This window comes from Luteibacter sp. UNC138MFCol5.1 (assembly GCF_900110505.1).
Classification (GTDB): domain Bacteria; phylum Pseudomonadota; class Gammaproteobacteria; order Xanthomonadales; family Rhodanobacteraceae; genus Luteibacter.
The window spans coordinates 161996-188918 of sequence record NZ_FODZ01000005.1 but is presented as its reverse complement, the minus strand read 5'-3'; the positions used below and the strand labels follow the sequence as shown (position 1 = coordinate 188918).

21 protein-coding genes are annotated in these 26923 nt (G+C 69.4%); 10 read left to right on the top strand and 11 right to left on the bottom strand.

The features are described 5' to 3' along the window. Positions 1–286 precede the first annotated feature (286 nt). Positions 287–1444 (bottom strand): DUF3667 domain-containing protein, encoded by a 1158-nt coding sequence (locus tag BMY69_RS15035; protein WP_090179722.1) that lies wholly within the window; start codon positions 1442–1444, stop codon positions 287–289. Positions 1445–1532: 88 nt separating this feature from the next. Here BMY69_RS15035 and BMY69_RS15030 point away from each other — a divergent pair, with 88 nt between their 5' ends. Then, complete coding sequence (locus tag BMY69_RS15030; protein ID WP_090180021.1) at positions 1533–2921, top strand: MATE family efflux transporter; 1389 nt, start codon at positions 1533–1535, stop codon at positions 2919–2921. Between the two features lie 53 nt (positions 2922–2974). Further along, positions 2975–4894 (top strand): signal peptide peptidase SppA, encoded by a 1920-nt coding sequence (sppA, locus tag BMY69_RS15025; RefSeq protein WP_090179719.1) that lies wholly within the window; start codon positions 2975–2977, stop codon positions 4892–4894. A gap of 193 nt (positions 4895–5087) precedes the next feature. Here sppA and BMY69_RS15020 read toward each other — a convergent pair whose 3' ends face one another. Further along, the gene (locus BMY69_RS15020) at positions 5088–5300 is read right to left on the bottom strand and encodes a hypothetical protein (protein WP_177191195.1); all 213 of its coding nucleotides are present in this window, start codon (positions 5298–5300) and stop codon (positions 5088–5090) included. A gap of 44 nt (positions 5301–5344) precedes the next feature. After that, positions 5345–6145, bottom strand: a complete 801-nt coding sequence (locus BMY69_RS15015) for an ABC transporter ATP-binding protein (protein ID WP_177191194.1) — start codon at positions 6143–6145, stop codon at positions 5345–5347. Between the two features lie 176 nt (positions 6146–6321). On the opposite strand from BMY69_RS15015, the gene BMY69_RS15010 reads away from it, so the two are divergent. Continuing rightward, entirely contained in the window at positions 6322–7104 is a 783-nt protein-coding gene (locus BMY69_RS15010) for an SDR family oxidoreductase (RefSeq protein WP_090179717.1), read from the top strand. An 81-nt stretch (positions 7105–7185) separates the two neighbouring features. Further along, complete coding sequence (locus BMY69_RS15005; RefSeq protein WP_090057472.1) at positions 7186–8580, top strand: Hsp70 family protein; 1395 nt, start codon at positions 7186–7188, stop codon at positions 8578–8580. 1 nt (position 8581) lies between these two features. On the opposite strand, the gene BMY69_RS15000 is transcribed toward BMY69_RS15005, so the two are convergent. Together BMY69_RS15000 and BMY69_RS14995 are read right to left on the bottom strand one after the other, a co-directional pair. Then, positions 8582–9223 (bottom strand): DUF4124 domain-containing protein, encoded by a 642-nt coding sequence (locus BMY69_RS15000; protein ID WP_090179715.1) that lies wholly within the window; start codon positions 9221–9223, stop codon positions 8582–8584. 3 nt (positions 9224–9226) lie between these two features. Further along, positions 9227–10171: a DegV family protein gene (locus tag BMY69_RS14995; protein WP_175472883.1), complete on the bottom strand. Its 945-nt coding sequence runs from the start codon at positions 10169–10171 to the stop codon at positions 9227–9229. Positions 10172–10365: 194 nt separating this feature from the next. On the opposite strand from BMY69_RS14995, the gene BMY69_RS14990 reads away from it, so the two are divergent. Both BMY69_RS14990 and BMY69_RS14985 read left to right on the top strand, forming a co-directional pair. After that, a complete protein-coding gene (locus BMY69_RS14990) occupies positions 10366–11151 on the top strand; it encodes an AMP nucleosidase (RefSeq protein ID WP_090057469.1) in 786 nt (261 codons plus the stop codon). Positions 11152–11397: 246 nt separating this feature from the next. Then, positions 11398–12282, top strand: a complete 885-nt coding sequence (locus BMY69_RS14985) for an EamA family transporter (protein WP_090179712.1) — start codon at positions 11398–11400, stop codon at positions 12280–12282. Between the two features lie 24 nt (positions 12283–12306). Here BMY69_RS14985 and BMY69_RS14980 read toward each other — a convergent pair whose 3' ends face one another. The 4 genes from BMY69_RS14980 to BMY69_RS14965 are packed head-to-tail and all read right to left on the bottom strand — an operon-like array spanning position 12307 to position 18708. Further along, positions 12307–12546 (bottom strand): hypothetical protein, encoded by a 240-nt coding sequence (locus tag BMY69_RS14980; RefSeq protein WP_090057466.1) that lies wholly within the window; start codon positions 12544–12546, stop codon positions 12307–12309. A gap of 23 nt (positions 12547–12569) precedes the next feature. Beyond that, entirely contained in the window at positions 12570–14399 is a 1830-nt protein-coding gene (locus BMY69_RS14975) for a S8 family serine peptidase (protein WP_090179709.1), read from the bottom strand. 21 nt (positions 14400–14420) lie between these two features. Further along, positions 14421–16262, bottom strand: coding sequence for a S8 family serine peptidase (locus BMY69_RS14970; RefSeq protein ID WP_090179706.1), 1842 nt, complete (start codon positions 16260–16262; stop codon positions 14421–14423). Between the two features lie 31 nt (positions 16263–16293). Next, a complete protein-coding gene (locus BMY69_RS14965) occupies positions 16294–18708 on the bottom strand; it encodes a YadA-like family protein (RefSeq protein WP_090179704.1) in 2415 nt (804 codons plus the stop codon). Between the two features lie 211 nt (positions 18709–18919). On the opposite strand from BMY69_RS14965, the gene BMY69_RS14960 reads away from it, so the two are divergent. Then, positions 18920–20314 (top strand): sensor histidine kinase, encoded by a 1395-nt coding sequence (locus tag BMY69_RS14960; RefSeq protein WP_090179702.1) that lies wholly within the window; start codon positions 18920–18922, stop codon positions 20312–20314. Here BMY69_RS14960 and BMY69_RS14955 read toward each other — a convergent pair. Beyond that, positions 20287–20961, bottom strand: coding sequence for a response regulator transcription factor (locus tag BMY69_RS14955; RefSeq protein WP_177191193.1), 675 nt, complete (start codon positions 20959–20961; stop codon positions 20287–20289). The genes BMY69_RS14960 and BMY69_RS14955 overlap by 28 nt on opposite strands. 462 nt (positions 20962–21423) lie before the next feature. Here BMY69_RS14955 and BMY69_RS14950 point away from each other — a divergent pair, with 462 nt between their 5' ends. Beyond that, on the top strand, positions 21424–23082 hold the full coding sequence (locus BMY69_RS14950) for a Na+/H+ antiporter (protein ID WP_090057451.1): 1659 nt from the start codon (positions 21424–21426) through the stop codon (positions 23080–23082). A gap of 39 nt (positions 23083–23121) precedes the next feature. Here the strand turns inward: BMY69_RS14950 and BMY69_RS14945 are convergent, their stop codons facing one another. Beyond that, positions 23122–23907, bottom strand: coding sequence for a TatD family hydrolase (locus BMY69_RS14945; RefSeq protein WP_090179698.1), 786 nt, complete (start codon positions 23905–23907; stop codon positions 23122–23124). 582 nt (positions 23908–24489) lie between these two features. Here BMY69_RS14945 and BMY69_RS14940 point away from each other — a divergent pair. Together BMY69_RS14940 and BMY69_RS14935 are read left to right on the top strand one after the other, a co-directional pair. Then, positions 24490–24927, top strand: coding sequence for a post-PEP-CTERM-1 domain-containing protein (locus tag BMY69_RS14940; protein ID WP_139206119.1), 438 nt, complete (start codon positions 24490–24492; stop codon positions 24925–24927). Further along, entirely contained in the window at positions 24924–26891 is a 1968-nt protein-coding gene (locus BMY69_RS14935) for a PA domain-containing protein (RefSeq protein ID WP_090179695.1), read from the top strand. The genes BMY69_RS14940 and BMY69_RS14935 overlap by 4 nt, the downstream gene beginning before the upstream one ends. Positions 26892–26923 lie beyond the last annotated feature (32 nt).

The window sequence follows — 26923 nt, the reverse complement described above, 5'->3', positions numbered from 1 at the left end:
CGAAAGAGGAATGAAAGCTAAGTGCCCGCCCCCGGGACGCTTTCCGTGTTATCCACAACCTCTGTGGATAACTCTGTGGATGAGCCTCGGATGGGACCCTTCCAGACCGCATGGTTGGGCCGTTCGGGTCAGCTTGGGTACATTTTAACCAAGCTGAAATGTACTTCTAAATCAATCGCTTGGACTTTCGGTGCCGCCCAGCGTTCATCAAACGTCCATCCGATCTTGACAAACGCGAAGGGTGCGCCGGCCCTGTGCACAACCGTCCGGCCGGTAGGAATAAATCCTAGTGCGACGCACCGATGAAGAAGGCCACCGTCACCGCGAAGAGGAGCAGCCAGAAATAGACGCTGCCTATCAACCAATACTTAAGGATGGTCATAGGCCATGCCTGACGGTAGACCCGTTTCTGCATGATCAGGAGATACACCGGCATCCACACCCACATGATCCCCTGGACCAGCCCGATGAGGCTGGCCGCGGGCCATGCATGCGGCCGGATCGCGTCCTTGGCGAAGCCGAGCACCATCAGGAGGAGCAGCGAGAGGAACAGGAACGCGTGGCTGTGCAGCGCCACGATGATGTGCTCCATGTAGAGCCGGCGCCGGAAGGCGTAGAAGAGCTTCAGGATCAGCGCGAAGACCGGGATCATCACCAGCATGGTCTGCGGCAGCACCGAGAAGAACCCCTCGCCCATGCGCTTCAGGGCTTCGGCCTTCGCCTCGCCGCCCTCTCCGAGCCGGGCGATGTTGGCCTTGAAATGACCGATGCCCACGGCGATCCGCCGGGTCACTACGTCGGGTAGCCAGGCGATGTCGACGACGGTCGGTTCGTGGGTCCATTTGCGTTCGTCGCCAGCCCTTGCCGGGGCGGCGTGTCCGACGGGTGCCGGAATCGGGTCCGCCTTGAGCTCGGCGAGACGGCGGTTGGCGGCGTCGCGGACGACGTCCTGCCCGAGTTCGAGGCCTTTCTTCGCCGCCGCGGGGAGGTCGGGGTTCGCGATGGCGGCGTCCAGCTCGCCGATCTGCGCGTCGTAAAGACGGCGCACGTCCTCCGGCGTCTTCGCGGCGTGGATCGCGCCGACGCTGTCCGGCGGGGCGGCCTCGTCGTCGTCCCCGAAACGGACATCGCTGAAGGCGAGGTGCACGAAGAAGAACGCGAGCAGGCAGAACACGAACATCAGGCGGAACGGCGCGACATAGCGGATGCGCCGCCCCGAGAAGTACTCCAGGGTGAGGAACCCGGGTTTCGTGTACAGCGGCGGCAGCGTATGGACGATGCGCTCGTCCATGTGCAGGAACAGGTCCCCGGCGTCTTCCAGCATGTGCGAGACAGGCCGGAGCACACTGTGGATCGACTGCCCGCATGCGTGGCAGAACTCGCCCTGCAGGGCCGTGCCGCAGTTCGCGCAGAGCAGAGCCGGCGAAGGCGTGAGCTCGTTCATCCCCTGGTTGTCCCCGATTGACCCCTCTCGGGTTCGGATGATGGCACGGCAGCCGCTACAATGGCGGGCCCCATTGGTCATCCTTCCCATGTCCCTCGACCGCGCCCGCGCGCGGCGTGAGATCGGCGCCACCGTACGGCTGGCCCTGCCGATGATCGTCGCCCAGCTCTCCGCCATCGGCACCAACGTGGTCGACGCCGTGCTCGCCGGCCACCAGGGTGCGCACACGCAGGCCGCCGTGGTCACGGGCGCGAACATCTGGGTGCTCGCCATCGTGACCGGCATCGGCACGATGATGGCGGTGCCGCCCACGGTCGCGCAGCTGGACGGCGCGGGTCGTCGTGGCGAGGTCGGGCCGGTGTTCCACCAGGCCCTCTACATCGCCTGGGGCCTGGGCATCCTGCTCGGCATCGGCGTCTGGCACGCTTCGCCGCTGATGGCCCTGTTCGGCGTCGTCGAATCGATGCGCGCCGACGTGACCGCCTTCCTCCACGCGATCGCGTTCGCGGCCCCGGCGCTGACGACGTATTTCGCGCTGCGCGGCCTCTCCGACGGCCTGTCGATGCCACGACCCTCGATGTACTTCAGCTTCGGCGGACTGCTGGTGCTGGCGCCGCTGGGCTACGTGCTGATGTACGGCAAGCTGGGCTTCCCGGTCATGGGCGCGCGCGGCAGCGGCATCGCCACGGCGCTCGTGCTCTGGCTGGAGATGATCGGCTTCGCCACGTACGTCCTGAAGCACCGCAATTACCGCGACCTCAACCTGCGTTCGCGCATGGCCGCGCCCGATCGCCGCCAGATCGGCCAGCTCCTGCACATCGGTCTGCCCATGGCCGTGACGCTCCTGATGGAGGCGGGGCTGTTCGTGGCCGTCGCGTTGCTGATCGGCCGGCTCGGCGAGACCGTCACGGCGAGCCACCACGTGGCGCTGAACGTGGCGTCGGTCGCCTTCATGATTCCGCTGGGCCTGTCGATGGCCATCACGGTCCGCGTCGGCAACGCGGCCGGCCGCCGCGACGTGGCGGGCGTCCGCTACGCCGGCCTGTCCGGCATCGCCCTGGTCCTGGTCACGCAGTGCGTGTCGTCGGGCGTCATGCTGCTGTTCCCGGCGGCCATCGCCCGGCTCTACACGAGCGACGCCGCGGTGATCGCCACGGCATCGCAGCTGCTGCTCCTCGCGGGCTTCTTCCAGTTCTCCGACGGCATCCAGGTGGCGTCGAACGGGGCCCTTCGCGGGCTGAAGGACACGCGGGTGCCCATGGGCATCACCCTGTTCGCCTATTGGGGCGTCGGCATGCCGATCGGCTGGTACCTCGCGTTCGTCCACGACCTGGGTGCGCGGGGCATGTGGATGGGCCTCATCGCCGGCCTCAGCATGGCCGCCATCCTGCTGTTCGCAAGGTTCTGGCGGAGCAGCGTCCGCGGGCGCTGGCGCAGCGATCCCGAGACGGCGGAGCCCGTGCCTTTCCACACGTGATACGCACGGTGTTACGCGTTACGCTGCGCACAACCTTCGAGGAAACCGCTTAGATGACGGACCATTACGACGCCGTGCCGCCGCCCCTGCCGGGTCGCCCCCAGCCCGTGCCGCCACCCCGGCGGCGCGACGGCTTCGGACGCTTCATGCGTGGCCTGGGCCGGGGCATCAACATCACGCGGCTGGTCATCATCAACGTGATCTTCTTCGGCATCCTCGGCGTGTTCCTCCTGCTGCTGTTCCTCGGCGGCCGTGGCAACGCCGTCGACGAGCGCACCGTGCTCGTGCTGGCGCCCGAAGGCGCGCTGGTGGAGCAGTACAGCGCCGACGCGTTCTCGCGCGCCGCCGGCCGGCTTTCCGGCGACGGCGTGAAGCAGGTGCAGGTGCGCGACCTCGTCCGCGCGATCGACAGCGCGGCGAAGGACGACCGCATCAGCCGCATCGTGCTCAATCCGGACAAGCTGCAGGCGGGCGGGTTCGCTGCGCTGCGCGAGGTCGGCGCGGCGCTCGACCGCTTCCGCAAGGCCGGCAAGCCGGTGCTCGTCTGGGGCGCGAGCATGGAGCAGGGCCAGTACTACCTTGCCGCGCACGCGGACAAGATCTACATCGACCCGCAGGGCGGCATCCTCGCCACGGGTCTCGCGAACTACCGCCTGTTCTACAAGGACATGCTCGAGCGCCTTGGCGTGCAGGTGCACCTGTTCCGCGTCGGTAAGTTCAAGAGTGCGGCCGAACCCTTCATCCTCGACCATGCGTCGCCCGAATCGAAGGAAGCCGACGCGTTCTGGCTCGGCGGCCTGTGGACGACGTGGATCGACGAGGTCTCGAAGCTGCGCCGGATCGACGCCGCGCAACTGCGCGCCGACATCGACGGGCTCGCTGCGCGCGTGCGCGATGCGAAGGGCAGCCTCGCGGAGCTGGCGCAGGAAGAAAAACTGGTCGACGGCATCGCCACCGAGCAGCAGTTCGTGCAGATGCTGCGCAAGGAAGGCGTCCCCGCGGGCAAGAAGGACCAGGGCTTCCGCCAGGTCGATCTCTCCGCCTACCTCGCCGACCGCGGCCTCTCGAACATCGATCTGCTGCAGACCGGCAACGGCGTCGCCGTGGTGGTCGCCGAGGGCGAGATCACGGGCGGCAAGCAGTCGCAGGGCACCATCGGCGGCGACTCCACGGCGGCGCTCATCCGCACGGTGCGCAACGATCGCCGCACGCGCGCGCTCGTCCTGCGCGTGAATTCGCCGGGCGGCGAGGTCTACGCGGCCGAGCAGATCCGTCGCGAAGTGGAGCGCACGCGCGAGGCGGGCATTCCGGTCGTCGTCTCGATGGGCGACGTGGCCGCGAGCGGCGGTTACTGGATCTCGATGAACGCCAATCGCATCTATGCCGAGCCCAACACCATCACGGGATCGATCGGCATCTTCGGCATGTTCTTCACCGTGCCGGACACGCTGGCGAAGATCGGCGTGAAGAGCGACGGTGTCGGCACCGGCCCGCTGGCCGGCGCGTTCGACATCACGCGCCCGCTCGATCCCAACGTCGGCGTGCTGATCCAGAGCATCATCGACAAGGGTTACCGCGACTTCGTCGGTAACGTCGCCAAGGCGCGTGGCAAGGATTTCGCCGCGATCGACGCCGTGGCGCAGGGCCGTGTGTGGACCGGGCAGCAGGCGCTCGATCGTGGACTGGTCGACCGCATGGGCAGCCTCGACGACGCGATCCGCGACGCGGCGGAGCAGGCGGGTCTCGGCAAGGATTACAGCGTCCGTTACGCCGAAAAGCCGATGGGCGCCTTCGAGCGTTTCCTGACGAACATCGGCGACAGCCCAGAGGCGCGCGTCGCGATGTCCTGGGGCCTGCGCCTGCCGTCGTGGGTCGCCGACCTGCCGAAACTCGCGCCGGAATGGGCGCTGTTCCGCACGGCCGAGGCAGGCAAGCCGCACGTCTACGCCTACTGTTTCTGCTCGCCGCGCTAAGAGCAGGGCAGGGGCGGGAGATGGGAGTTGGGGGCGCGTTCCCGGCGGTTGCCACAGGGTGCCGGCAGCGTCGTGGTTGCCGTGTCGTAGTGTCGAGCTTGCCGTCCCCTCGGGCGTACGTCGACGGCCACGCCCGCGCCTCCCATCTCCCGCCTCCCACCTCCCGGAAGAAACTGCTTTCGTTCAATTGACCCTACTGCGCCTGCGCGTCGGCCGCGGCGGCCTGCGCTTTCGCCTGCGCGTCGACGGTCTTCTGGACGTCCTGCGCCTTCTTCTTCTGGGCTTCCAGCGAATCCCACGGCGTTTCGAGACGCGCCTGCGGCGCCGGCGGCTCGTGCGGTTGCGGGGGCTTCGAGCACGCCGCGCAGGCGAGCGGAAGAGCCAGCAGCGGGGCGTATCGGATCATCGCGTGTTCCTCCGGAGTGCTCCGAGTCTCGCGCCGGCTTCGCCTCAGCGCAACCGCGCGCCGTAGAAGTCGCCGGAGCGCTCCACCTCCATGTGCCAGTCGAACAGGCCGGAAAGGTGTTCGTCGGCGAGCAGCTCCTGTTTCGGGCCCTGCCGGAGAAGCTTCCCGTCCCGGAGCATCACCACGTGTTCGATCGCGGGAACGATCTCCTCGACGTGATGCGTGACGAGCAGCAACGTCGTTCCCTCGCGCGCCAGTTCCCCGAGCAGGTCGAGGAAGCGGCGGCGCGTGCCGGGATCGAGTCCCGCGCAGGGCTCGTCGAGCAACAGCGCCCTGGGGCGGTGCACGAGCGCACGCGCGATCAGCACGCGGCGCGCCTCCCCGGTCGACAAGGTCGACACGTCGCGCTGCGTCAGATGCGCGGCGCCGACACGTTCGAGCGCCTCGCGCGCGCGCGTGCGCATGGCGTCGTCGACATGGTGATCGAGGCCGAGCGTCATCGATGCGAAGAACCCGGAAAGCACGGCGTTCCCGGCCGTCTCGTTGCTGGCTTCGAACTCACGGCGCAGGTCCGACGAAACCACGCCGAGCAGTGAGCGAAGCTCCGCGACGTTCCAGCGGTCGCGCCCGAAGACACGCACGACGGGCGAGCGGTCGTCGTGCACGACGGGGTAGACCCGGCGTTCGAGGAGTTTCACGAGCGTCGACTTGCCCGACCCGTTCGGGCCGAGGATCGCGGTGTGCTGGCCCTGCGCGATGTCGAGCGAGAGCGCATCGAGCAGCGCGCGGCCGTCGCGCAGCACCGTGGCGCGATCGATGGAGAGCAGGGGCGTGGTCGTGTCCATCGCCCGAGCATACCAAGCCCTCGGCGCGCCCTGTGGGAGCGCACCTGGGCGCGATGGGTTTTTGCGACAAAGCATCAGGGCCTGTTGCTCTTCGCGAAAAACTGTCGCGCCCAGGTGCGCTCCCACCCGAAGTGTCGTGGCAAGCTACGCCCTGTCGCCACATCCGGAGAACCGACATGCATCCACGCCTCGCCAGCTGGCGCCTCGACGGCCGCACGGCGCTCGTCACCGGTGCCAGCAAGGGCATCGGCTTCGCCTGCGCGCGCGAACTCGCCGCGCTCGGCGCCGACGTGCTGCTGGTGGCCCGCGACGAGCTCGTGCTGCAGGAGGTCCGCGACGAGATCGCCGACGAGTGCCCCGATGTCGAGGTGCTCGGCATGGCGGCCGATCTGTCCGACCACGAGGACCGGCTCGCGGTGTTCGACTGGGTCGCCGACCTCGGCATGAACCTGTCGATCCTCGTCAACAACGTCGGCGGCAACACGCCGAAGGCGACGCTCGACTACGACGGGGACGAGTACCGCGACCTGTTCGAGCTCAACGTGTTCTCCGCCTTCGAGATGAGTCGCGCCGCGTATCCGCACCTCGTCCAGCACGCGAACGCCGCGATCGTGAACGTCGGCTCGGTCTCCGGCATCACGCACGTGCGCACGGGGTCGCCTTACGGCATGACGAAGGCGGCACTGCACCAGATGACGCGCAATCTCGCCTGCGAATGGGCCGAGGACGGCATCCGCGTGAACGCCGTCGCGCCCTGGTACATCCGCACCCAGCGCAGCGAGCCGGCGCTCGCCGACGCCGAGTACCTCGAGGAAGTGCTCTCCCGGACGCCCATGGGCCGGATCGGCGAGCCGGAGGAGGTCGCCGGCGCGGTGGCCTTCCTGTGCCTGCCCGCCTCGAGCTACGTGACGGGCGAGGTGGTCGCCGTGGACGGCGGGTTCCTGCGGTACGGCTTCTGACGGGTTAGACTTCGCGGTCCCCCGGAGCCCGCGGCGCGCCACCGCGCCTGCCGCCCGCCCGTCACGACCCCCGAGAACCCCATGACCATCGGCATCGATTTCGGCACCAGTTACTCGGCCGCCGCGACCTTCGTCGGCGAGACGCTGACCCACATCCACTTCGGCGAGGCGAAGCAGTTCCGCACCGCGGTGTTCTTCCCCGAGGTGGTGCCCGACCCGAACGACTTCCAGCTGACGCCCGAACTCGAAGCGCAGGTCGAAGGACAGATCCGCTCGGCGCGTGCCCAGCAGCGGCAGTTCGCGACCGAGGCGCAGCAGCAGGGACGCGCCTTCGTCGAACGTTCCGACGCCGACCTTCGCCGCGACGCGCTGCGCACCGTGCGCCGCCAGTGGATGGAACGCCGCGCCGCGGAATCGCCCACCGCGACCGTCGAGAGCTTCCAGCACGCGCTGTTCGGCGAGGAGGCCGTCGAGGCATACCTGGAATACGGCGACGGCAACCTCATTGAATCGCCCAAGTCGATGCTCGGCTACCGTCTCGATCCGCAGGTGCGCAAGGTCATCGTGCACATCGCCACGCACATCCTCGAGCACATCCGCCTCGCCGCCAGTCGCCAGCTCGGCGAGCCGGTGCGCACGGCGGTGATCGGACGCCCGGTGCACTTCCGCAGTTCGATGGGCGAGAAGGGATCGGAGCAGGCGGTGGACATCATCCGCGAGGCCGCGGCCGTCGCGGGATTCGACGGCGTGACCTTCCTAGAAGAGCCCGCCGCCGCGGCGATGCATTACCACAAGCGCCTGTCGACGCGGCAGACAGCGCTGATCGTGGACATCGGCGGCGGTACCACCGACGTCGCGTTCGCCGAGCTGGGCGGCGACGCCCTGCCGCGCATCGTGCGCACGTGGGGCCTGGCCAAGGGCGGTACCGACCTGGACATAAACCTCAGCATGCACAGCTTCATGCCGCAGCTGGGCAACAACGTCACGCGCGTGCCGGTGCATCATTTCGTCGAGGCCGCGAGCGTGCACAACCTGCCGAAGCAGCGCGAGTTCCGCCGCCAGGATTACCGTTTCGTGGACGAGCCCTGGCAGTCGCGCCTGCGCGCGCTGCAGCAGCCGGGCGCGACCACGCGCCTGAACCAGACGGCCGAGCGCGGCAAGATCGCGTTGAGTTCCGCCGACGACACGCATGCCGACCTCGGTTTCCTCGAGGAAGGTCTCGGCGTGGTCATCGCGCGCGCCGACATGCATGAAGCGGTCGAGCCTTTCGTCGAGCGCATGCAGCGGCTGTTCGACGAGGTCCGCCAGGAATGGCCGAGCGTGCCGGACAGCGTCTTCCTCACCGGCGGTACCTCGCGATCGCCGATCGTGAAGGCGGCGGTGCGCGAGGCGTTCGAGGGCATCCCGATGGTCGAAGGCGATCCGTCGCTGGGCGTGGTGTCGGGGCTCGCGGTCGCGGCGATGTCGGCGAACTGAACTAGCCGCAACCGGCCAGCTGGCCGCGCAGCGCCGCATCCTTCGCCTCGAGCGGGCCGCGCTCGCTCTTGAAGGCGTTGCGGATGGCCCGCTGATTGGAATCGGCGTCGTCGCGCAGCGCGCGGCACGCTTCCGCAGGACTCAGCTGTCTGCACTGGTCCTGCACCCAGACGTAGTTGCTCGTCGCGACGGCGGCTGCGTTCCCCTTGCCGCGATTGAGTTCCGGGGCCGACGCGATGGCGGCATCGCGGCTTCCGTAGGTGTCGGCGAGCGGCTGGCTGATCGCGCCGAGCACGCCCAATGGGGCGAGGTACGGCTCGGGATGTCCGTTCGCCGAGGTGTACGCCTTGCCATCGGTGGCGCGGACGCACCCGTAAAGAATCGGTGGCGGTGCCGCGGGCACCGGTGGCGGCGCCGCGTCGTCGTCGACCACGGAACGAACGGGCGCCGCGGGCATCGGTGCGACCGCACCGGACGGCGACGGCGGTTGCAGCTCGATCGTCTGCTGATGCTGCCCCTTCGTGCACGGCGCCTGCTGGTAGATCGTCTGTCCGCCCGCCTGGCACTTGTAGACCGTCTGCGCTGCCACCGGGCCGATGGCGGCGAGCGCAGCGAACGCCAGCAGGACGCGTGCGCCGTGCATGGCCTAGAAGTCGGCCACGTGGTCTTCGGACGCGAAGCCGATCGTCATCGCGCCTTCGCCGACGTTGACCATGCCCGTGATACCCATCGGACTTTCGAGGATCTCGACGCCGGATTCGCCGCACGTCCGCACCATGGAGGTGTAGCCAGGCAGGTTGCGCATCTCGTCGAGATCGCCGCCGTAGCTGAGCGAGAGCGACGGCACGAGCAGGCCGGCCTGCACGCGCTTGGTCACGTAGTCGAACAACACCTGCGCGCCGTGCTCGAAGCCGCGGACCTTGCCCACCGGGCCGGTCTCGCCGCGATGGCCGCGCAGGATGGGCTTGATGTCGAGCGCGGTGCCGAGCATGGAACTGAGGAAGCTCACGCTGCGGTCGCCCTTGCTGCGGGCGCGCGAGCGCAGGTAATTCAGGTCGCGCGGCAGCATGTACCCGTAGGAGCAGTCGGCGATGTGCGCGGCACGCTCGCGAACCTCCGCCGGGGACCGGCCCTCCTGGATCATGCGCACGGTTTCCACGACGGCCGACGCGGCACCGGCGAAGATGTTCCGCGTGTCGACGACGCGCATCAGGAACGGCCCGCCGATGCCGGCGGCCTCGCGCACCGGGCGATAGTTCTTCAGGATGGCGAAGCTCGCCTTGATCACATTGTCGTGGATGGGGCTGCGCGTGGCCATGATCGTCAGGCAGATGACGCAGTCGTACTCCTTGACCATGCGGCCCAGGAACAGGTTCTGCACGTCCTCGACCGAACTGGCCTCGGTCTCCGCGGAATGACTCCGGCTGCCGAGCTTCTGATCGCGGAAGCGCTGGATCTCCGCCGGATCGCGGTCGTCCTTGAAGCGCTGCTGGTCCACCTTGACCGTGATCGGCATGACCGCGATGCCATGCTTCTCGATGAATTCATGCGGCACGTCGCAGGCCGCATCGATCGCCACACCGATTCGCATCGGTCACCCCCCGTCGAAGGTCGCAAGGACCCCGGGGTGCCCGGCCCGCCCTGCGCGTTCCAGCTCGCCCCCGCTGGGCGGATGCTACACTTGCACGAATGAATTTGGCACTCCGCCGGCGTGGCGTCGCCGGTAACCGCGCCGTCGGCACCTGAAGGGCGAAAGCCGCCGGCGCACGCGCAACCGGATTCGACATGAAAACCAAGAACGAGATCGTCTCCAACTGGCTGCCCCGGTACACGGGCACGCCGCTGGAGGACTTCGGCCGGCACATCCTGCTGACCAACTTCGGCCATTACGTCGACCGCTTCGCCCAGGAGCACGGCGTGGAGGTCAGGGGCCGGGACCGGCCGATGCCGAACGCCACCGCCGACGGCATCACCCTGATCAACTTCGGCATGGGCAGTCCCAATGCCGCCACGATCATGGACCTGCTGAGCGTCATCGAGCCGCAGGCCGTGCTGTTCCTGGGCAAGTGCGGCGGCCTGAAGCGCAAGAACGCCATCGGCGACCTCGTGCTGCCGATCGCCGCCATCCGCGGCGAGGGCACGTCCAACGACTATCTCCTCCCCGAGGTGCCCGCACTGCCGGCCTTCCAGCTCCAGCGCGCGGTCTCGACGATGATCCGCGACCTCGGCCACGACTACTGGACCGGCACCGTCTACACGACGAACCGCCGCGTGTGGGAACACGACGACGGCTTCAAGGACTACCTGCGCCGCACGCGCAGCATGGCGATCGACATGGAGACCGCGACGATCTTCGCCGCCGGCTTCGCCAACCACATTCCGTGCGGCGCGCTGCTGCTCGTCTCCGACCAGCCGATGATTCCCGAAGGCGTGAAGACCGAATCCAGCGATGCCTCGGTCACCGCGAACTTCGTCGAACGCCACATCAAGGTCGGCGTGGAAGCCCTCAAGCTGGTCCGCCGCCACGGCCGCAGCGTGAAGCACCTGCGCTTCGAGGACGACGCGGAATAAGGCGCCGCACCCGCGGGGGCTCCATGCGGGAAGCCTTCGCGGGAGGGGCCCGGCCGGGCCGCACTGTGGGAGCGGACCCGGCCGCGACGGCTCCTCGCGAAACGCGACACAGGACGCGCTTCGGCATTCCCGGAGCGCTTTTACGATTTCTTCCATAGCCGCCGGCATCGCGTCCCGCTAGGGTCCGCTTCGACCTCAGCGGAGATTCTCCATGCGTGACCGTTCCTGCGTTTCCGGACAATCGACGTGAAGCCCGGCCATCTCGCACTCGGCGTTCTCGTCACGGTGATCTGGGGAAGCAACTTCTCGGTCATCGAAGCCGGACTGCGCGACCTCGATCCATTCCTCCTCACCGCGCTGCGATTCACGTTCACGGCGTTTCCGCTCGTGCTGTTCGTCCGGCGTCCCCGACAGGTCCCGCTCGCCGCCCTGGCGGGGTACGGCGTCCTCTTCGGCGTGGGCCTGTGGTGGGTCGTCAATCTCGCGATGTCGCGGGGCATGTCGCCCGGCCTGTCGTCGCTGTTGCTGCAATCCAGCGCCTTCTTCACCGTGTTGCTGAGCGCGCTCCTCCTGCGGGAGCGCGTCCGCATGCCGCAGGTATGGGGCATGTCGCTCGCGCTTTGCGGGATGGCGCTGGTGATCGGTCACGCGCCATCGTCGTCGACGCTCGTGGGTGTCGCGCTGGTGATGCTCGCGGCGATCAGCTGGAGTGCCTGCAACGTCATCGTGAAGATGCATCGCCCCGAGGACATGCTCGCCTTCGTCGTCTGGTCGAGCGTGTTCTCGGCGCCGGCCCTTTTCGTGTTGGCATGGGTCCATGGCGGCGTTCAGCCCTTCGTCGCACTGACGGATGGGTTGACCTGGCGCGCGGCGGGTTCGATCGCCTTCCAGGCGTACGTCACGACGGTGTTCGGATACCTGGTGTGGAACAACCTGATGAAGACCTATCCCGCCACCTCGGTCGCACCGCTGTCGCTGCTGGTTCCGGTATCGGGCATCGTCACGTCGTGGATCGTGCTCGATGAGCACTTCGCGCCGCAGGTGTGGGCCGGCATGGCCATCATCCTGGCTGGCATCGCCCTGTTCGTCGCATCGCCGTGGCTACGCCCCGGCGACGAAGCCGTCGCGTGACGCCGCCGGCGGATCGAGGCGGCGCTACGTGGCGCGCAGCCGCTCGCGCGCGCGTAGCGCCGCGAGCGATATCCACACGCCGTCGGCGGCGCAGACGCTGATGAAGCTCCGCACGCCACTGTCGGCTTCGAGCGTCGCCGCGTAGCGCTCGGCGAACGCGAGCGCCTCGTCGTGGTCGTCGAACCAATGGAGGCCGGTGCCATCGCACCGGACCTCGCTCAGTTCCTTCGCGGTCGATCCCAGTACCACTTCGATCACATGCATCCGTGCGTCCTCGTGGCCGGCGTTCACGAGCCGGTGTACGCGGCGAGGACGCTCACGCCGCGGTACGCCGATGGCGAGGTCAGCCGGATGAAGTAGCGTCCCGCCGCCGGCGCGGCGATGACGACGGCATCCGTGGTGCCGGCGCGACTGGCGCGCCATTGGCTGCCCGTGCCGTCCGCGGCGGGTGCGGCCGCGCGTGCGACGGCGATGTCGGCTTCGCCGCTGCCGCCCGAGGTCCGGATGGTGAGCGCGCGCGCATTGGCCGGCACGTCGATGTAGTACACGCCGCCGGCGCCCGACACGCCGTCCTGCGCGGCGAGCAGTCCGCCGCTGCGCAGCGGTACGCCACCGATTACGGCCGCCTGCACGGCGGCGCCGGCGTCGAGGATACCGGCGCCGACCGCGCGATCCGGCGTCGCGGGGAACGGCTTCACCGTCGCGAGCAGCATGCTGCGCAGCGTGCCCGGTGCCGGATCGGCGCGACCCATCTGGCGCGATGCCGAAAGCATCAGCGCGAGCGCGCCGGCGACGTGCGGCGTCGCCTGCGACGTGCCCGCGTATCCGCCATAGATGGCGTCGCCCGGTACGGTCGTTCCTCCGTTGATCGCCTGCCAGACGAAACCTTCGGGCGACGCCTCGGTATCGGTGGCCGGATCGTCGTTGACGTAGATGCCGCCACCGGGCGCCGCCATCGATACCGTGCCGCCGTAGTTGCTGTAGAACGCGCGCTTGCCCGTGATGCCGGTGGCACCGACGACGATCGCACCGGGGCAGCTCGCCGGACTGAACTTCGAAGCATCGGCACCGCTGTTTCCGGCGGCCACCACCACGGTCGTTCCGCGCGTCAGCGCATCGGCGATCGCCGCGCCGAGCACGTCGGACGGGCCGCAGACGCCACCGCCGCCCAGGCTCATGTTGATGACGCTCGCGGGATGCGCGTTATCGGGCACGCCGTCGACGTGACCGCCCGACGCCCAGACGACGGCATCGGCGATGTCGGAGGTCGAGCCGCCGCAATGGCCGAGCACGCGAATGGGCAGCACGCGGCTGCGACCGGCCATACCGGCCAGGCCGACGCCGTTGTCCGTGAGCTCCGCGACGGTGCCGGCCACGTGCGTGCCGTGCCAGCTGCTCGGCGCGTCTTCGCCGCAGGCGAAGTTGTAGATCGGCTCGTTCGTCCAGTCGCCGGGATCCCAGCCGCCGGGGACGCGACCGTTCTGCGCACGTCCCGACAACAGCGCGTCGGTGATGAAGTCGTATCCGGCATCGGCGAGCGACGTGTCCAGGTCGGGATGCGCGGTGATGCCCGTGTCGATCACCGCGACCACGACGCCGCTGCCGTCGGCGAAGTCGAGTGCGTCCGGGAGGCTCACGCCACCGGGTGCATCCGCGTAATGCCACTGGCGCGCCGCGTATGACGGGTCGGTGGGTACGCCCTGCGCGCGCGTGTCCCGCACGGCGTGCAGGATCGCATCGGGTTCCACGTGCGCCACCGCGGGATCGGTCGCGAGTTGCTGCATGAAGGCCGTCGCGTCGGCGACGCCGAGCTTGCGCGAGGTGCGCAACACGTCGCTGCCGGCGCCCGCCTTGCGCACCCAATCCGCGGAGAGTGTGCTCCTCGCGCCTTGCATCGTGAAGCGCGCGGCCGCCGCGCGTGCCGATCGGGTCGCGTCGGCGCCCCCTCGGCGTTCGACGCTGCCGTCGCGGTACGTGACGATGAAGCGGTCGACCGGTCGTGCGGGATCGAGCGTGCTGGTGTTGATCTTCGTGTCCGTCGTCGCCGCCGCTGCCGCGAGCGACGACGCGGCAAGGCATAGCCCGAGAACGAGGGGAGCAAGCGTGTGGCGAGCCATGAGGAATTCCCGTGATCGAGGTCAGGGCTTCGCGGCGACGAACGCGCCGAGCAGCGAGACGTTGGTGAAGGAAGGCGCGCCGACGAGGCGCGCGTAGTAGATCCCGGCGGCTTCGGCCGGGAGCACGGCCACCTGGGCGGTGCCGGCGCGCGTGGCGACGATATCCGCGTCGCTGCCATCCGCCGCGGGCACGGCGCCACGCTTCACGTAGAGACGCACCGTGCCGCTCCCGCCGAGCGTGCGCAGGCTGGCGTTGGTCGAACCGTAGGGGATCGTCAGGCGGAACACGGGCGCGCTGCCCGCCGTCGCGGCGATGCCGCTAGCGGTCCTGCCGTTCACCAGCGGCGTCGTCGACGGATCGGGCGCCTGTCCCGCGCCGGCGAGACGCAGCGCGGCATCGATGTCGAGGATGCCGGTACCCAGCGGATGGGGCTGCGTGACGGGGAAGGGTCGTGCCGACGCGGCGACGAGTTTCTTCAGCGACGCGGGCGTGAGCGGATCGAGTCCGCTCGCGACGAGACCCGACTGCACCATCGCGACCGCCGCCGCGACATGCGGTGTCGCCTGCGAGGTACCCGCCAGGCCGCCATAGGCGGGCGTCGTCGGTGTCGTCGCGCCGAAGTTGCTCAGCGACCAGACGAAGCCCTGGTCGACGAGCTGGCCCGAGGCCGGATCGTCGTCCTGGAACACACCACCGCCGGGCGCGGCGACGGTGACCACCTTGCCGAAGTTGGAGTAGTACGACGCCTTGCCGGTGATGCCGGTGGCCCCGACCGTGATCACGCCCGGACACGAGGCCGGCGCGTAGTTCAGCGCATCGTCGGTGTCGTTGCCCGCGGCCACCACGACCGACACGCCGCGCGCGAGGGCGATAGCGATGGCGTCGCCCAGCGGACTGTCCGAGCAGGCGCCGTAGCCGCCGAGGCTCATGTTGATGACCTGCGCCGGGTGCGCGTTGTCGGGTACGCCATCGACATGGCCGCCCGCTGCCCAGACGACCGCATCGGCGATGTCCGAATCGTAGCCACCGCAGTGGCCGAGCACGCGGACCGGCAACACGGTGGCGTCGTGCGCCAGGCCGGCGAGGCCGACGCCGTTGTCGGTGCTCTCGGCGATGGTGCCGGCGACATGCGTGCCGTGCCAGCTCGAGTCTTCCGACGTGCCGCACTCGCTGGTATAGGGCTCGGTCGACGTCCAGTCGCCGGTGTCCCAGCCGCCCGGCACGCGGCCGTCGGATGCGCGGCCCGACACGAAGGCGTCGCTGATGAAGTCGTAGCCGTCGCCAGCCAGCGACAGGTCGATGTCGGGATGGGCGACGATGCCGGTATCGAGCACGGCCACCACGACGCCAAGACCCGTCGATACCTGCCATGCCTCGGGCGCGCGCACGCCGCCCGTCGGATCGAAATAATCCCACTGGTACGCGGCGTAGCTGGGATCGTTCGGGGCTGCCACGGCAGCCCGGCGCACGGGCGTGCCGCCGGTCGCGTGGCGCCGGACGTCCGGACGCACGGACAGCACGTTCGGATCGGCGGCGATCTGGCGCATCAGCGTCGCCGCGTCGGCGGCACCCAGCTTGCGCGAGAGCTTCACGAGCTCGCCACCCGCGGCGAGGCGGCGGACGAAACGCGGCACTGGCGCCGCGACACGCGCGTTCCCCGCCACCGTCTTCGCGACGGCGGCATCGACCGTGTTCGCCGCGGCACCGGCAGGCACGGGCGACTTATAGGTGACGATGAAACGGTCCGTGAGGGAGCCGGGACGCAGGGGCGCGGTGGCCGCGGTGCCCGCGAAGGCGGGGGCGGCGAGGAGGAGGCACGCCGCGACGAGCGCGCGACGCGGGAAGACGGCGGGAAGTGTCATGGGTTGGGTCCGCGTGTCGAGGAGGAGGGGGTCACCAGCCGAAGCTGACGCCGACGCTGCCGGTGGATTCGCCGCCGCGCGAGAGGGCGCCGCCGAGCAGCACGGCACCGTTGCCCGGAATGCGCTGCGCGAAGCCCACGGCCACGGCGCCTTCGCCGTGGTAGCCGCCGACCGCCGCGCTCACGCGGTGATCGGTGCCCGCCGCGGCGGCGATCGCGCCGGCCATGCCGGCCATCGCGGAGCCCATCGCGCCGACGCGGTCGAGGCGCTGGTCGACCGCGTGGAAGCGGCGGTCGGTGTCCGCGCGGAACGCGTCGAAGCGTTCGGACGAGACCACGCCGCTGAGCTTCGCATCCGCATAGGCGTTGGCTTTCGACAGCGTGGCCTGGTCGCCGCGGTCCGCGTACTGCTGGGCCGTCACGATCGCCTGGTCGACCTGCGCGGTGTTCGCCGCGTCGGTCGGACGCGTGCCGGCCGCCACGTTGGTCACGCGGCGCTCGTTGCCCGCCGAGCCGACCGACACCGTGTTCGCTTCGTCTGCGCGCGCGCCCTGGCCGAGCGCGACGGCGTTCTGCGCGGTGGCGCTGGCACCTTGCCCGACGGCGACGCCGCCGGCGGCCGTGACCTGCGTGTCCGCACCCACCGCCACGGCGTTGGTGGCCGCCGCGGTGATCGTCGCGTTGCTGCCGAGCGCCGTGCTGCCGTCGGCGCCGATCGTGGCGCCGGTGCCGACCGCGGTATCGCGGCCGTCGGTCGCCACCGAGCCCTGGCCGATGGCGAGTCCCTCGCCCCGGCCCAGCGGCGCGCCCGGTTGCGACGGACCGGAAGGATTGGCCTCGAGGACGTCCAGACGGCCAAACACTTCGCCGAAGGCCGCGTCGACGGCACCGAACGCGGCGCCCACGCTGTCGTACACCGTGCCGCGGATCAGGTAACCGCCGCCCGCGCCGCCACCGTTGCCCATGCCGAGCAGCGCGTCGAGCTGGCCCTTGTTGACCGCGTCGTTCTCGAAGACGCCCGCGGCCACATGCGCGATCTGCCGGTCCGCCCCCTCGGCGCCGACGGAGACCGTGCCGTCGCGGTCGGCGACCGATCCGGCGCCGATCGCCACGCTGCCCTCGGCGATGGCCTGCGCCGACGCCCCTAGCGCGAGACTGTCGGGGGCGTACGCCGCGGCACCGTAGCCGACGGCGCCGCTGCGATCGCCGATCGCCGCGGCGAGGCTGCCGAACGCGGCGGCACCTTCACCGAGGGCGAGCGCGCCGGAACCCGCGCCGGTCGCGTACGCACCCAGCACCTGCACCTGGTCGAAGGCGTCGCCGTTCGCGCCGAAGTAATCGCGCAGCGGCGCGACGGACGCATCCAGCGCCTGCAGCTGTCCCACCGTGGCGGCATCGCTCGCCTGCGTGCCGTCCGCGACGTTGGTGATGCGCCGCTGGATCGGTGCGCCGCCGTCGCTGCCGTCGTAGCCCACGGTCACCACGTTGGACTCATACGTGAATGACCCGGCACCCAGCGCCACGCTGTTCGTGGCGTCGACCGTGCTTGCGCCATGGCCGATGGCGACCGAATCGGCGCCGCCGGCCTGCGCGTTGTCGCCGAGGGCGAGCGCGCTCGCCGCGCCCGCCGCCGCGCCGGGGCCGATGGCCACGGCGCCCAGGTCGGTCGACCGTGCGAAGGCACCGATCGCGACGGCACGGTCGGCGAGGGCGCTCGCGGCGCCGCCGAGCGCGACGGCGTCGGTGCCGCTCGCGGTCGTGGGGATCGAGATGTAGATGATCTGATCGCCGTTCGGCGTGCTGGCGATCAGGTAGTCGTCCAGCGACCCGCCGATCGCGACGCTGCGCAGGCCCGTCGCCTTCGCGTAGTCGCCGACGGAGACGCCGTTCGCGGCGGACGTCGCGCCGTAGCCCACGGCGGTGGCGCGCACGCCGGTCGCGCTCGAACTGGTGCCGATGGCGGTGGACGACACGCCTTCCGCTCGGCTGCCGGCGCCCATCGCCACCGCGAGGTCGCCCGCGTACGTGCTGTCGACGATGGCGTTTCCGTTCTGGTCCACGAGCGGCACGCTCGTCGCCGCGTCGATCCGCTGCGCCCGCCCGCCGATCGCGGTGCTTCCGAGGCCGTCCGCGATGGCGTCGTGGCCGCTCGCGATGCTGTCGTCGCCATTGGCCTGCGCGGCGTACCCGTTGGCGAGCGAGAATTCGCCGATGGCGCCCGAGAGACTCCCGTAGGCGGCGCTGCCGGTGCCGAACGCGAAGGCGAGCGACCCGGCCGCGACGGCGTACTGGCCGTACGCGAGCGCGGGATCGGTGGCATCCGGATCGCCGTTGGCGGCGAAATACGTGGCGGCCGCGTCCTGCGCATGGAGGGTGTGCGTGCCCGCCATACCGGCGAGCGCGAACACCAAAGCGGCACGGAGCCGACCTGGGCTTGCTGAAGTCATGGATTTTCCCCGATGGCGCGGCAGCGCGGGGCTGCCCGTGGAAGCGTCGAAGACGACTTTCCTGCGTTAGACTCGGCGCGAGGGACGACCCCGGCCGCGTGTGGATGAAACGTAGTCGGCGGCGGCGGACGCTGTCACGCATGGGGACTCACGGGGACTCACGAAAACTCACGCAGCGGATGCGCGCCTTGGGGGAGGTCTCGCGTCACGCATGTGGAAGTCGTTGAAAGGCTGGCTCGCCAGCGTGCCCATCGCGGATCCGATCGAGCGCAAGAGCGCCATCTTCCTGCAACTCGTGCTGGCCTACGAAGGCCTGTTCGTTCCGTTCAACAAGATCTACCGGCGCTGGTTCGTCGACAGCGCGCTCGGTGGCGCGCCGGACTACGGCAACTACGCGATCCTCGTCGACAACCTCACCGACGCCGGTATCACCGTCGCGGCATGGGTGGCGTTCGCCCTCGTGCGCCGGGGTAATTTCCGCGGGGCGTCGATCACCATCCTCGCCACGATGTGGTGTTCGATGCTGCTCGCGTACGCCACGTTCGGGTACGCGGTGATGCCCACCGACGAGACGGCCATGGAGGTGCTGGTGCTGGCGACGCTGTTGCTCGGCAAGCGCGCGCTGTGGACGACCTTCGGCGTCATCTGCGGCAGCCTGCTGCTCGCCATGACCCGCGACGCCATCGCCTCGGGCGACTGGTCGGCCAACTTCTGGCGCAGCTACAACGAGTTTCCGTCCGTCGGCGCGTCGTACGTGGCGATCACGCTGTTCCTCAACCAGCTCAATTACAGCCTGCGCTCGGCGCTGTCCGAGTCGGAGGCGCGCGGACGCGCGCTCCGGCAGGAGGTCGCGGCACGCGAGCGCAGCCAGGCGGCGCTGCTGCACACGCGCAAGCTCGAAGCGGTCGGGCAGTTGGCAAGCGGTGTCGCCCACGACTTCAACAACGTGCTCGGCGTCATCCAGGGCTACGCGCGCGAGCGGTTCCGTGTCATGACCGTGCGTGCCTCGCAGGGCGACGACGTGGAACGGCTGCAGGATGCGCTCGAAGGCATCGAAGAGGCCGCCGATCGCGGTGCCGCCGTGACGGGACGCCTGCTCGGTTTCAGTCGTCGCGACACGGGTGCCGTCGAGGTGGTCGACCTCGCGGCGGTATGCGCCAGCCTGACGACGATGCTCCGCCAGCTGCTGCCGCCGACCGTGCGACTGCAGGTCGCGCCACCGTCGCAGCCGCTCTTCGTACGCGTGGATCGCAACGAGCTCGATCTCGCCTTCCTCGACATCGCCTCGAACGCGCGCGACGCGATGCCCCGTGGCGGATGCTTCAGCGTGACGGTGACCGGTGGCGCGTGCGTGACCATCCAGTGCAGCGACACCGGCACGGGCATCGAGCCGTCCGTCATCGAACGCGTCACGGAACCGTTCTTCACCACGAAGGGCCGCGGACAGGGGACGGGGCTCGGTCTGTCGACGGTCTACGGCATGCTACGCCGCGTGGGCGGCGACCTGCGGATCACGAGCGTGCCGGGGCAGGGCACGACGATCGCCATGATCCTTCCGCACGCGGACGAGCCGGACGATCAGGTATCCGTCGCGACCAGCATGTAGCCGTTGCCGTGCACGGGATTCAGCGGGAAGCGTTCGTCGGTCGCGGCGGCGATCTTCCGGCGCAGGCGATGCAGGAGCGAATCGAGGCGGTGCGGGTCGTAATCGTGCACGTTGTCCGTCATGGCCTGCACCAGATCGTCGCGCGGAACGGTCTCGTCCGCGCGATCGAACAGCACCGTGAGGAACGTGCGCTCCGTCGCGGTGAGGCCGATGCGTACGCCGGCGGGTGAACGCAGGGTCCACTGGCCGCCCACGAGTCGCCAGGGTTCGGCGGGCGGCGGCGCGACGAGGCGGCCGAGCCGCCGGGCGACGCTGCCGAGCGTCGCGACCAGCACGTCGACCGACACCGGCTTGGTCAGGTAGGCGTCGGCGTCGTTCAGGCCGCGCACCACGTCGTCGGTGTCGCGGCGACCGGTGAGCATCACGATGCCCATGTCCGGCCGGGCCTCGCGACAATGCTTCGAGAGCGAGAAGCCATCGCCGTCGGGCAGTCCCACGTCCAGCACCGCGATGTCGACGGTCTCGTGAGAGAGGTGTTCGCGGAGTTCCGCCGCCAGCGCCATGGGCCGTACGTCGAAGCCGGCCCGCCGCAGGCTGGGCAGCAGGACACGATCGCGCAGGGCGATGTCGTCCTCGACGAGTGCCACGCTGATCACCGGCCCTTTCCCCTGCTGTTCTGTCGGGACCCTAACATACGCGAATTCGGCAGGGTGGTAGTGAAGCTGCGACCGGACGAAAAAGGTCCGCCCGTGGGAGCGGGCGGCAATCCGGGGTCGCCCGCGCGATGGCGCGTCGCGGGCGTGTCCTGCCATGCGGAGCAGGACGGGAGTCGTGGCTGAAAAAGGACCGCTCCCGAAGGAGCGGCCAAAGCGCAGGAGCCAAGAACGACGATTGGTTCCCGGGACCAGAGGCTAGGGATGGCCGGGTCGCGCGGATATGGAAGGATTCTGAGTAACGCGCGTTACGCGGGAAGGTGCGAGCGAGGTCGCAGTTTTTCGGTTCACCGGAGATGTCGCGCCGTTTTCTCATGACGAGGCGTGCAGTACGTGCTAGCTGGCGCGCGCCGAGGTGTTGATGCCCGGCCCTCCCAGACGTTAGCGTCCCTCCTCATGGAACTCGTCATCACCATCCTCGTCCTGTTGCTCGTCGTCGCGCTGTCGGGCGCGCTCGTGCGCATCCTGCCCGTGCGGCTGCCGCTTCCCTTGCTGCAGATCGGCCTGGGCGCGCTGCTCGCGCGGCCCTTCGGCATGCATGTCGAATTCGATCCCGACCTGTTCTTCCTGCTCTTCATCCCACCGCTCCTCTTCGCCGACGGCTGGCGCATTCCGAAGCGGGAGCTTTTCCTGCTCCGCGGTCCGATCCTCGCGCTGGCCGTGGGCCTCGTCTTCTTCACGATCCTGGGCATCGGTTACTTCGTGCACTGGATGATCCCGACGGTGCCGTTGGCGGTCGCGTTCGCGCTGGCCGCGGTGCTGTCGCCGACGGACGCGGTGGCGGTGTCGTCGATCACGGGCCGGTCGCCCATGCCGCCGCGCCTCATGCACATCCTCTCGGGCGAGGCGCTGCTCAACGACGCATCGGGCCTCGTCGCGCTGCAGTTCGCGATCGCGGCCGAACTGACCGGCCATTTCTCACTGCTGTCCGCCACCGGCGATTTCGCCGTCACGGCGTTCGGCGGCCTGCTGGCCGGCGCGTTCGTCAGCGCGGTGTTCGGCGTGGTGCGCCGGCGCCTGGTGCGCTGGAGCAGCGAAGTCGACCCGGCGAGCCAGGTCGGCCTGCTCCTGCTGCTGCCGTTCGCCGCGTACCTGCTCGCCGAGCACTTCGGCGTGTCGGGCATCCTCGCCGCCGTCGCCGCGGGCATGACGATGAACTACACCGACATGCAGAAAGGCACGTACGTCGCGACGCGCGTGCAGAGCGTGGCGGTCTGGTCGATGGTGGAGTTCACCTTCAACGGCCTGATCTTCCTTCTGCTAGGGCTGCAGCTACCGGGCATCGTCGGCAACGCGAAGCTCGACCTCGCGCAAGCCGGCGGAGGCGAGCTGTGGTATCTCGCGGCCTACGTCGTCGCCATCACGTTCGCGCTGGTGATCCTGCGCTTCGTCTGGGTGTGGATCTCGCTGCGCTTCGTGCTGCTGAGGGCGTGGCATCGGGGCGAGCAGCGGCCCAAGGTGGGCACGCGACTCATGTGGACCACCTCGCTCGCGGGCGTGCGCGGCGCGATCACGCTGGCCGGCGTGCTCTCGCTGCCGTTGATGAAGAGCACGGATGTGCCGTTCCCCACGCGCGATCTGATGATCTTCCTGGCGACGGGTGTGATCCTCTGCACGCTGGCGTTCGGGGCCATCGGCCTGCCGCTCTCCGTGCGCAAGCTGAATCTGCCCGGCGAGGATCCACGCGTGCGGGAGGAGCGGATGGCGCGTGCGCTGGCCGCCGAGGCGGCGCTGCGCGGCATCGCCGATGAGCAGAAAAAGGTGGAGGCCGACGGCGACGAGAACGCGATCGCCCTGGCGTCACGTGTCGCGGCGCGCGTGCTGGGCGATTACCAGCAGCGCCTGGAAGCCGCGGGCGAGGAGGGCGATGTGCCGGAGAAGGCACGCGCCGAAGCGGGCACGGAGCGTGCGATGCGTCTCGCGGCCCTTCGCGCGGAACGCCGCGAGCTGTTCGAGCTGCGGCGCTCGCATCGCATCAACGACGAGACCCTGCGCACGCTCGTGCGCGAAGTGGATCTCGCGGAGGCGGCGTTGACCGGCCTGCATTCGGAGTGAGCGGTGGGCACGCCGATACGATCGGCTCCCACCCGTTCGTCAGAGTCCGAAGAAGGCTTCCGCCGCGCGCGTCGATGACTCCGTCAGCGCCTCGCGCGACTCGCCGCGGTCACGCGCGACCTCGTCGCGGATGTGCGCCAGGTACATGGGTTCGTTGCGGCGGTCCTTGGGCATGGGACGGATCGTGCGCGGCAGGAGGTAGGGCGCATCCGTTTCCAGGAGCAGGCGGTCCGCCGGTATGAGCTTCACCAGTTCGCGCAGGTGGGCGCCGCGGCGTTCGTCGCAGATCCAGCCCGTGATGCCGATGTGGCAGTCGAGGTCGAGGTAGTCGCGCAGCGCTTCGCCGGTATCGGTGAAGCAGTGCACGACGGCCGCGGGCACCCGGTCGCGATAGCGCTTCAGGATCGCCAGGAAATCGTGGTGCGCGTCGCGCTGGTGCAGGAAAAGGGGCTTGCCCAGGTCCACCGCGATTCGCAGCTGGCGCTCGAAGACCTCGCGCTGCACGTCGCGGGGCGAATAGTTGCGGTTGTAGTCGAGGCCGGTCTCGCCGATGGCCCGCACCTCCGGCTGCACGGCGATCTCGCGCAGGAACGCGTCGGTCGCGTCGTCGTACTCGATCGCATGGTGCGGATGCACGCCGGCCGTCGAGAAGAGCCTCCCTCCACTCGCCCGTGCGATCTCGAGGGCGTGCACGCTTCCCTCGCGCGACGCGCCCGTGACCACCATGCGCCCGACGCCATGCGCGCTGGCGCGGTCGAGCACGTCGTCAAAATCCTGACGAAAGGATTCGTGGGTGAGATTCGCGCCGATGTCGATCAAGTCCATGTTTTCTTTCGCTTTGGTTCGTTTCGTTGACTGAAGGAGGCGTGCGTTATCGAGACGCAAGGCCATGAATCGCCGCGCCTTTGCCCCTGGAAAACGCGTTTCGCCGGGATTTTCGCATAGGCCATTCGGACGACACGACATCGGGAGTCAAAAGATTGACGTTCGCATTTTCGTGCTGCTACGTTCCAACGACGGGCGTCAAAAAGACGCCGCGCTTAAACACCTTTTCGCAGGGGGTGCCCGCCACGGGCATCAAAAGGGAAGACGGCCTGCAAGTGGCCGTCTGAAGGCAGTACCACGGGGCAAGGGGTAGTGCAGATGGTAAACCGTACGACCGTGAGCGCGTTCGTCCGCTCGCACCTTCCGGGCCGTTCGCCCGGGCCGTTCGTCGCATCGCACCCCGCCGGTTTCGCCGGCTGTCCCACCACGTCATGAATCGTCGCCGTCGCGCGAGGCGCGGCGGCGGGCAGGGTTTGACGTTGTGGGGAACGTCCGATCCTCGAGTGTTTACGCCGGCGAGGGGGTCTTCGCCGGTGGGCGTGCAGGGAGGGGTCCCGGCGCCGCACTAGGGAGGTACTGGTAATGACTTCACGAACACTGGCACAGGCCATGGGCCTCGTGCTGACGGGCATGTTCTTCGTCGCGGGAGCGGCGCACGCCGCCGACACACCGCAGGCACAGCCTGCGCCGCGCGCCGCCGGCGTGCAGGTGGCCATCGATCCCGCGACCGGCAAGCTTCGCGAGCCGACCGCCGCCGAACGCGCGGCCTATTCCCAGGCCTTCCAGGCGCGCCAGGCACGGCTCTCGGCGCTGTCGGGCCAGCCGCTGACCAACGCCGACGCGAAGACGACGCTGCGCAAGGTGACCCTCGGCAACGGCGTGAAGGCCACGGGCGCGCGGCTTCCGCAGTCGCGCATGACGAGCCTCGTGGCCACGCGCGCCGCGGACGGCACGATCACCATCAGGCACGACGACGCAGCCGCTCCGGCCGCGCCGCAGGCACCGGAGGCGACCCGATGATCCGCCGCGGCCTTCTCTACTCCGCCCTTCTCACGGCCGGACTGTGCGGCGCGATCAGCGCCAACGCCGCCGAGATCAAGATCGTCAACCAGGACGTCGGCACCGGCCAGGGCCTCGACGATCCCACGCCGGCCACCCCGGTCGGCGGCAATCCGGGCACGACGTTCGGCCAGCAGGCCCTGAACGTGTTCAAGTTCGCCGCGCAGATCCATGGCTCCTATCTCAAGAGCAACGTGACGATCATCAACAACGCCACGTTCGAACCGCTCGAATGCGACGCCACCGGTGGCGTGCTCGGTTCGTCCGGTCCGCTTTCCGTCTTCACCTTCGACGCGGGCGCCACGCTGCCGGCCGGCGCGCTCGCCAATACGTGGTACGCGGGTCCCACCGCCGACGCGCTCGCGGGCGAGGACCTCGATCCGGGTAACGCCGACATCCAGAGCCAGTTCAACGGCGCGCTCGGCTCGCCGGGTTGCATCGAAGGCTCGAAGTGGTACATGGGTCTCGATCACCAGGTCCCGGCGGGACAGATCGATTTCCTCAACGTGGTGCTGCACGAGATGGGTCACGGTCTCGGCTTCCTCGACCTGACCGACCTCTCCACCGGTGAGGACTTCCCGGGCGGCGCCGGTTCGTATCCGAACATCTACGGCACCTACGTCAAGCACGACGGCGTGCTCTGGAACGACCTCACCCCGGCACAGCGCGTCAGCGCCGCGCTCGACGACGGCCATCTCGCCTTCTCCGGCGCGACGGTGATCGCCGAGGCACCGCTCGCGCTGGGTCTGCCCGACGTCTATCGCGTCACCGCCCCGGCCGCCGCCGTGGGCGAATACGGCTACGCGCAAGCCAGCTTCGGCCCGACCGCCACCGCGTCGAACTTCACGGGCAGCGTCGCCCAGGCCGTGCCGAACGACGGCTGCGCCGCGATCACGAACGCGTCCGCGGTCGCCGGCAAGGTCGCGCTGATCGATCGTGGCTCGTGCGACTTCACCGTGAAGTCGCTCAACGCGCAGGCGGCCGGTGCCACGGCCGTGCTCCTGGCGAACAACCAGGCGGCGGGCGTCACGCCGGGCGGCACGCCGGCGTCGCCGGTGAACATTCCCGTGATCCTCGTGAGCCAGGTCGATGGCGCGAAGCTCAAGGCGAATCTCGCGGGCCTCACGGGCAGCGTCGGCAAAGGCACCGGCCTCGCCGGCACGAACGCCGACGGTGTGCTGATCTACGCGCCGGCGACGCTCTCGCCCGGCTCGTCCTTCTCGCACTACGACACGCGCCTGACGCCGAACGCGATCATGGAGTACGCGATCAACCAGGACCTCCGCGGCGAGATCGACCTCGATCTGACCCCGGCGCTGTTCCAGGACATCGGCTGGGGCATCGATCGCAGCAACCAGACGCTGCTCACCTGCGACACCGGTATCCCGCGGCTCGTCCCGGGCGGCCTCGTCATCGGTGCGAACGTGATCGCCAACGCGAAGATCATCGCCGAGAACTCGGCCGACGTGGGCGCGTACCGTGCGGGTATCACGGCGTACGCCGCGAAGCTCGCCAGCGACGGCCTGGTCACGGCCGGCCAGGCATCCAGCCTGAACGCCTGCCTCTCCGACGCGGAAACCCAGAAGCAGTACGCCGCGTTCGGTCCGCCGCCGGCTCCTCCGGGTATCGCGCTCAGCAACAACAAGGCGCTGGCCAACCAGAAGGGCGCCGCGGGCTCGACGGTGGTCTACACGCTCGACGTACCGGCACGGGCGAAGACGCTCAGCCTGCGCACGTTCGGCGGGTCGGGCGACGTCTCGATCTCGGTGACCGATCCGAAGGGCGCCGTGAAGACGCAGCCGAACAAGCCCGGCAACAGCGAGGCCTTCACCGCCGGCAATCCGGCGGCGGGCGTCTGGACGCTGACCGTGAAGGGCGTGAAGGCGTACTCCGGCGTTTCGGTGCTGGGCGTGTACACGCAGTAACGCACGACGACGAAGAGGCCCCAGTTCGCCGG

Bases quoted from the DNA above. Each gene is read 5' to 3' on its own strand.
- BMY69_RS15035 (WP_090179722.1), bottom strand. From the start codon at position 1,444: ATGAACGAGCTCACGCCTTCGCCGGCTCTGCTCTGCGCGAACTGCGGC.
- BMY69_RS15030 (WP_090180021.1), top strand. From the start codon at position 1,533: ATGTCCCTCGACCGCGCCCGCGCGCGGCGTGAGATCGGCGCCACCGTA.
- sppA (WP_090179719.1), top strand. From the start codon at position 2,975: ATGACGGACCATTACGACGCCGTGCCGCCGCCCCTGCCGGGTCGCCCC.
- BMY69_RS15020 (WP_177191195.1), bottom strand. From the start codon at position 5,300: ATGATCCGATACGCCCCGCTGCTGGCTCTTCCGCTCGCCTGCGCGGCG.
- BMY69_RS15015 (WP_177191194.1), bottom strand. From the start codon at position 6,145: ATGGACACGACCACGCCCCTGCTCTCCATCGATCGCGCCACGGTGCTG.
- BMY69_RS15010 (WP_090179717.1), top strand. From the start codon at position 6,322: ATGCATCCACGCCTCGCCAGCTGGCGCCTCGACGGCCGCACGGCGCTC.
- BMY69_RS15005 (WP_090057472.1), top strand. From the start codon at position 7,186: ATGACCATCGGCATCGATTTCGGCACCAGTTACTCGGCCGCCGCGACC.
- BMY69_RS15000 (WP_090179715.1), bottom strand. From the start codon at position 9,223: ATGCACGGCGCACGCGTCCTGCTGGCGTTCGCTGCGCTCGCCGCCATC.
- BMY69_RS14995 (WP_175472883.1), bottom strand. From the start codon at position 10,171: ATGCGAATCGGTGTGGCGATCGATGCGGCCTGCGACGTGCCGCATGAA.
- BMY69_RS14990 (WP_090057469.1), top strand. From the start codon at position 10,366: ATGAAAACCAAGAACGAGATCGTCTCCAACTGGCTGCCCCGGTACACG.
- BMY69_RS14980 (WP_090057466.1), bottom strand. From the start codon at position 12,546: ATGCATGTGATCGAAGTGGTACTGGGATCGACCGCGAAGGAACTGAGC.
- BMY69_RS14975 (WP_090179709.1), bottom strand. From the start codon at position 14,399: ATGGCTCGCCACACGCTTGCTCCCCTCGTTCTCGGGCTATGCCTTGCC.
- BMY69_RS14970 (WP_090179706.1), bottom strand. From the start codon at position 16,262: ATGACACTTCCCGCCGTCTTCCCGCGTCGCGCGCTCGTCGCGGCGTGC.
- BMY69_RS14965 (WP_090179704.1), bottom strand. From the start codon at position 18,708: ATGACTTCAGCAAGCCCAGGTCGGCTCCGTGCCGCTTTGGTGTTCGCG.
- BMY69_RS14960 (WP_090179702.1), top strand. From the start codon at position 18,920: ATGTGGAAGTCGTTGAAAGGCTGGCTCGCCAGCGTGCCCATCGCGGAT.
- BMY69_RS14950 (WP_090057451.1), top strand. From the start codon at position 21,424: ATGGAACTCGTCATCACCATCCTCGTCCTGTTGCTCGTCGTCGCGCTG.
- BMY69_RS14945 (WP_090179698.1), bottom strand. From the start codon at position 23,907: ATGGACTTGATCGACATCGGCGCGAATCTCACCCACGAATCCTTTCGT.
- BMY69_RS14940 (WP_139206119.1), top strand. From the start codon at position 24,490: ATGACTTCACGAACACTGGCACAGGCCATGGGCCTCGTGCTGACGGGC.
- BMY69_RS14935 (WP_090179695.1), top strand. From the start codon at position 24,924: ATGATCCGCCGCGGCCTTCTCTACTCCGCCCTTCTCACGGCCGGACTG.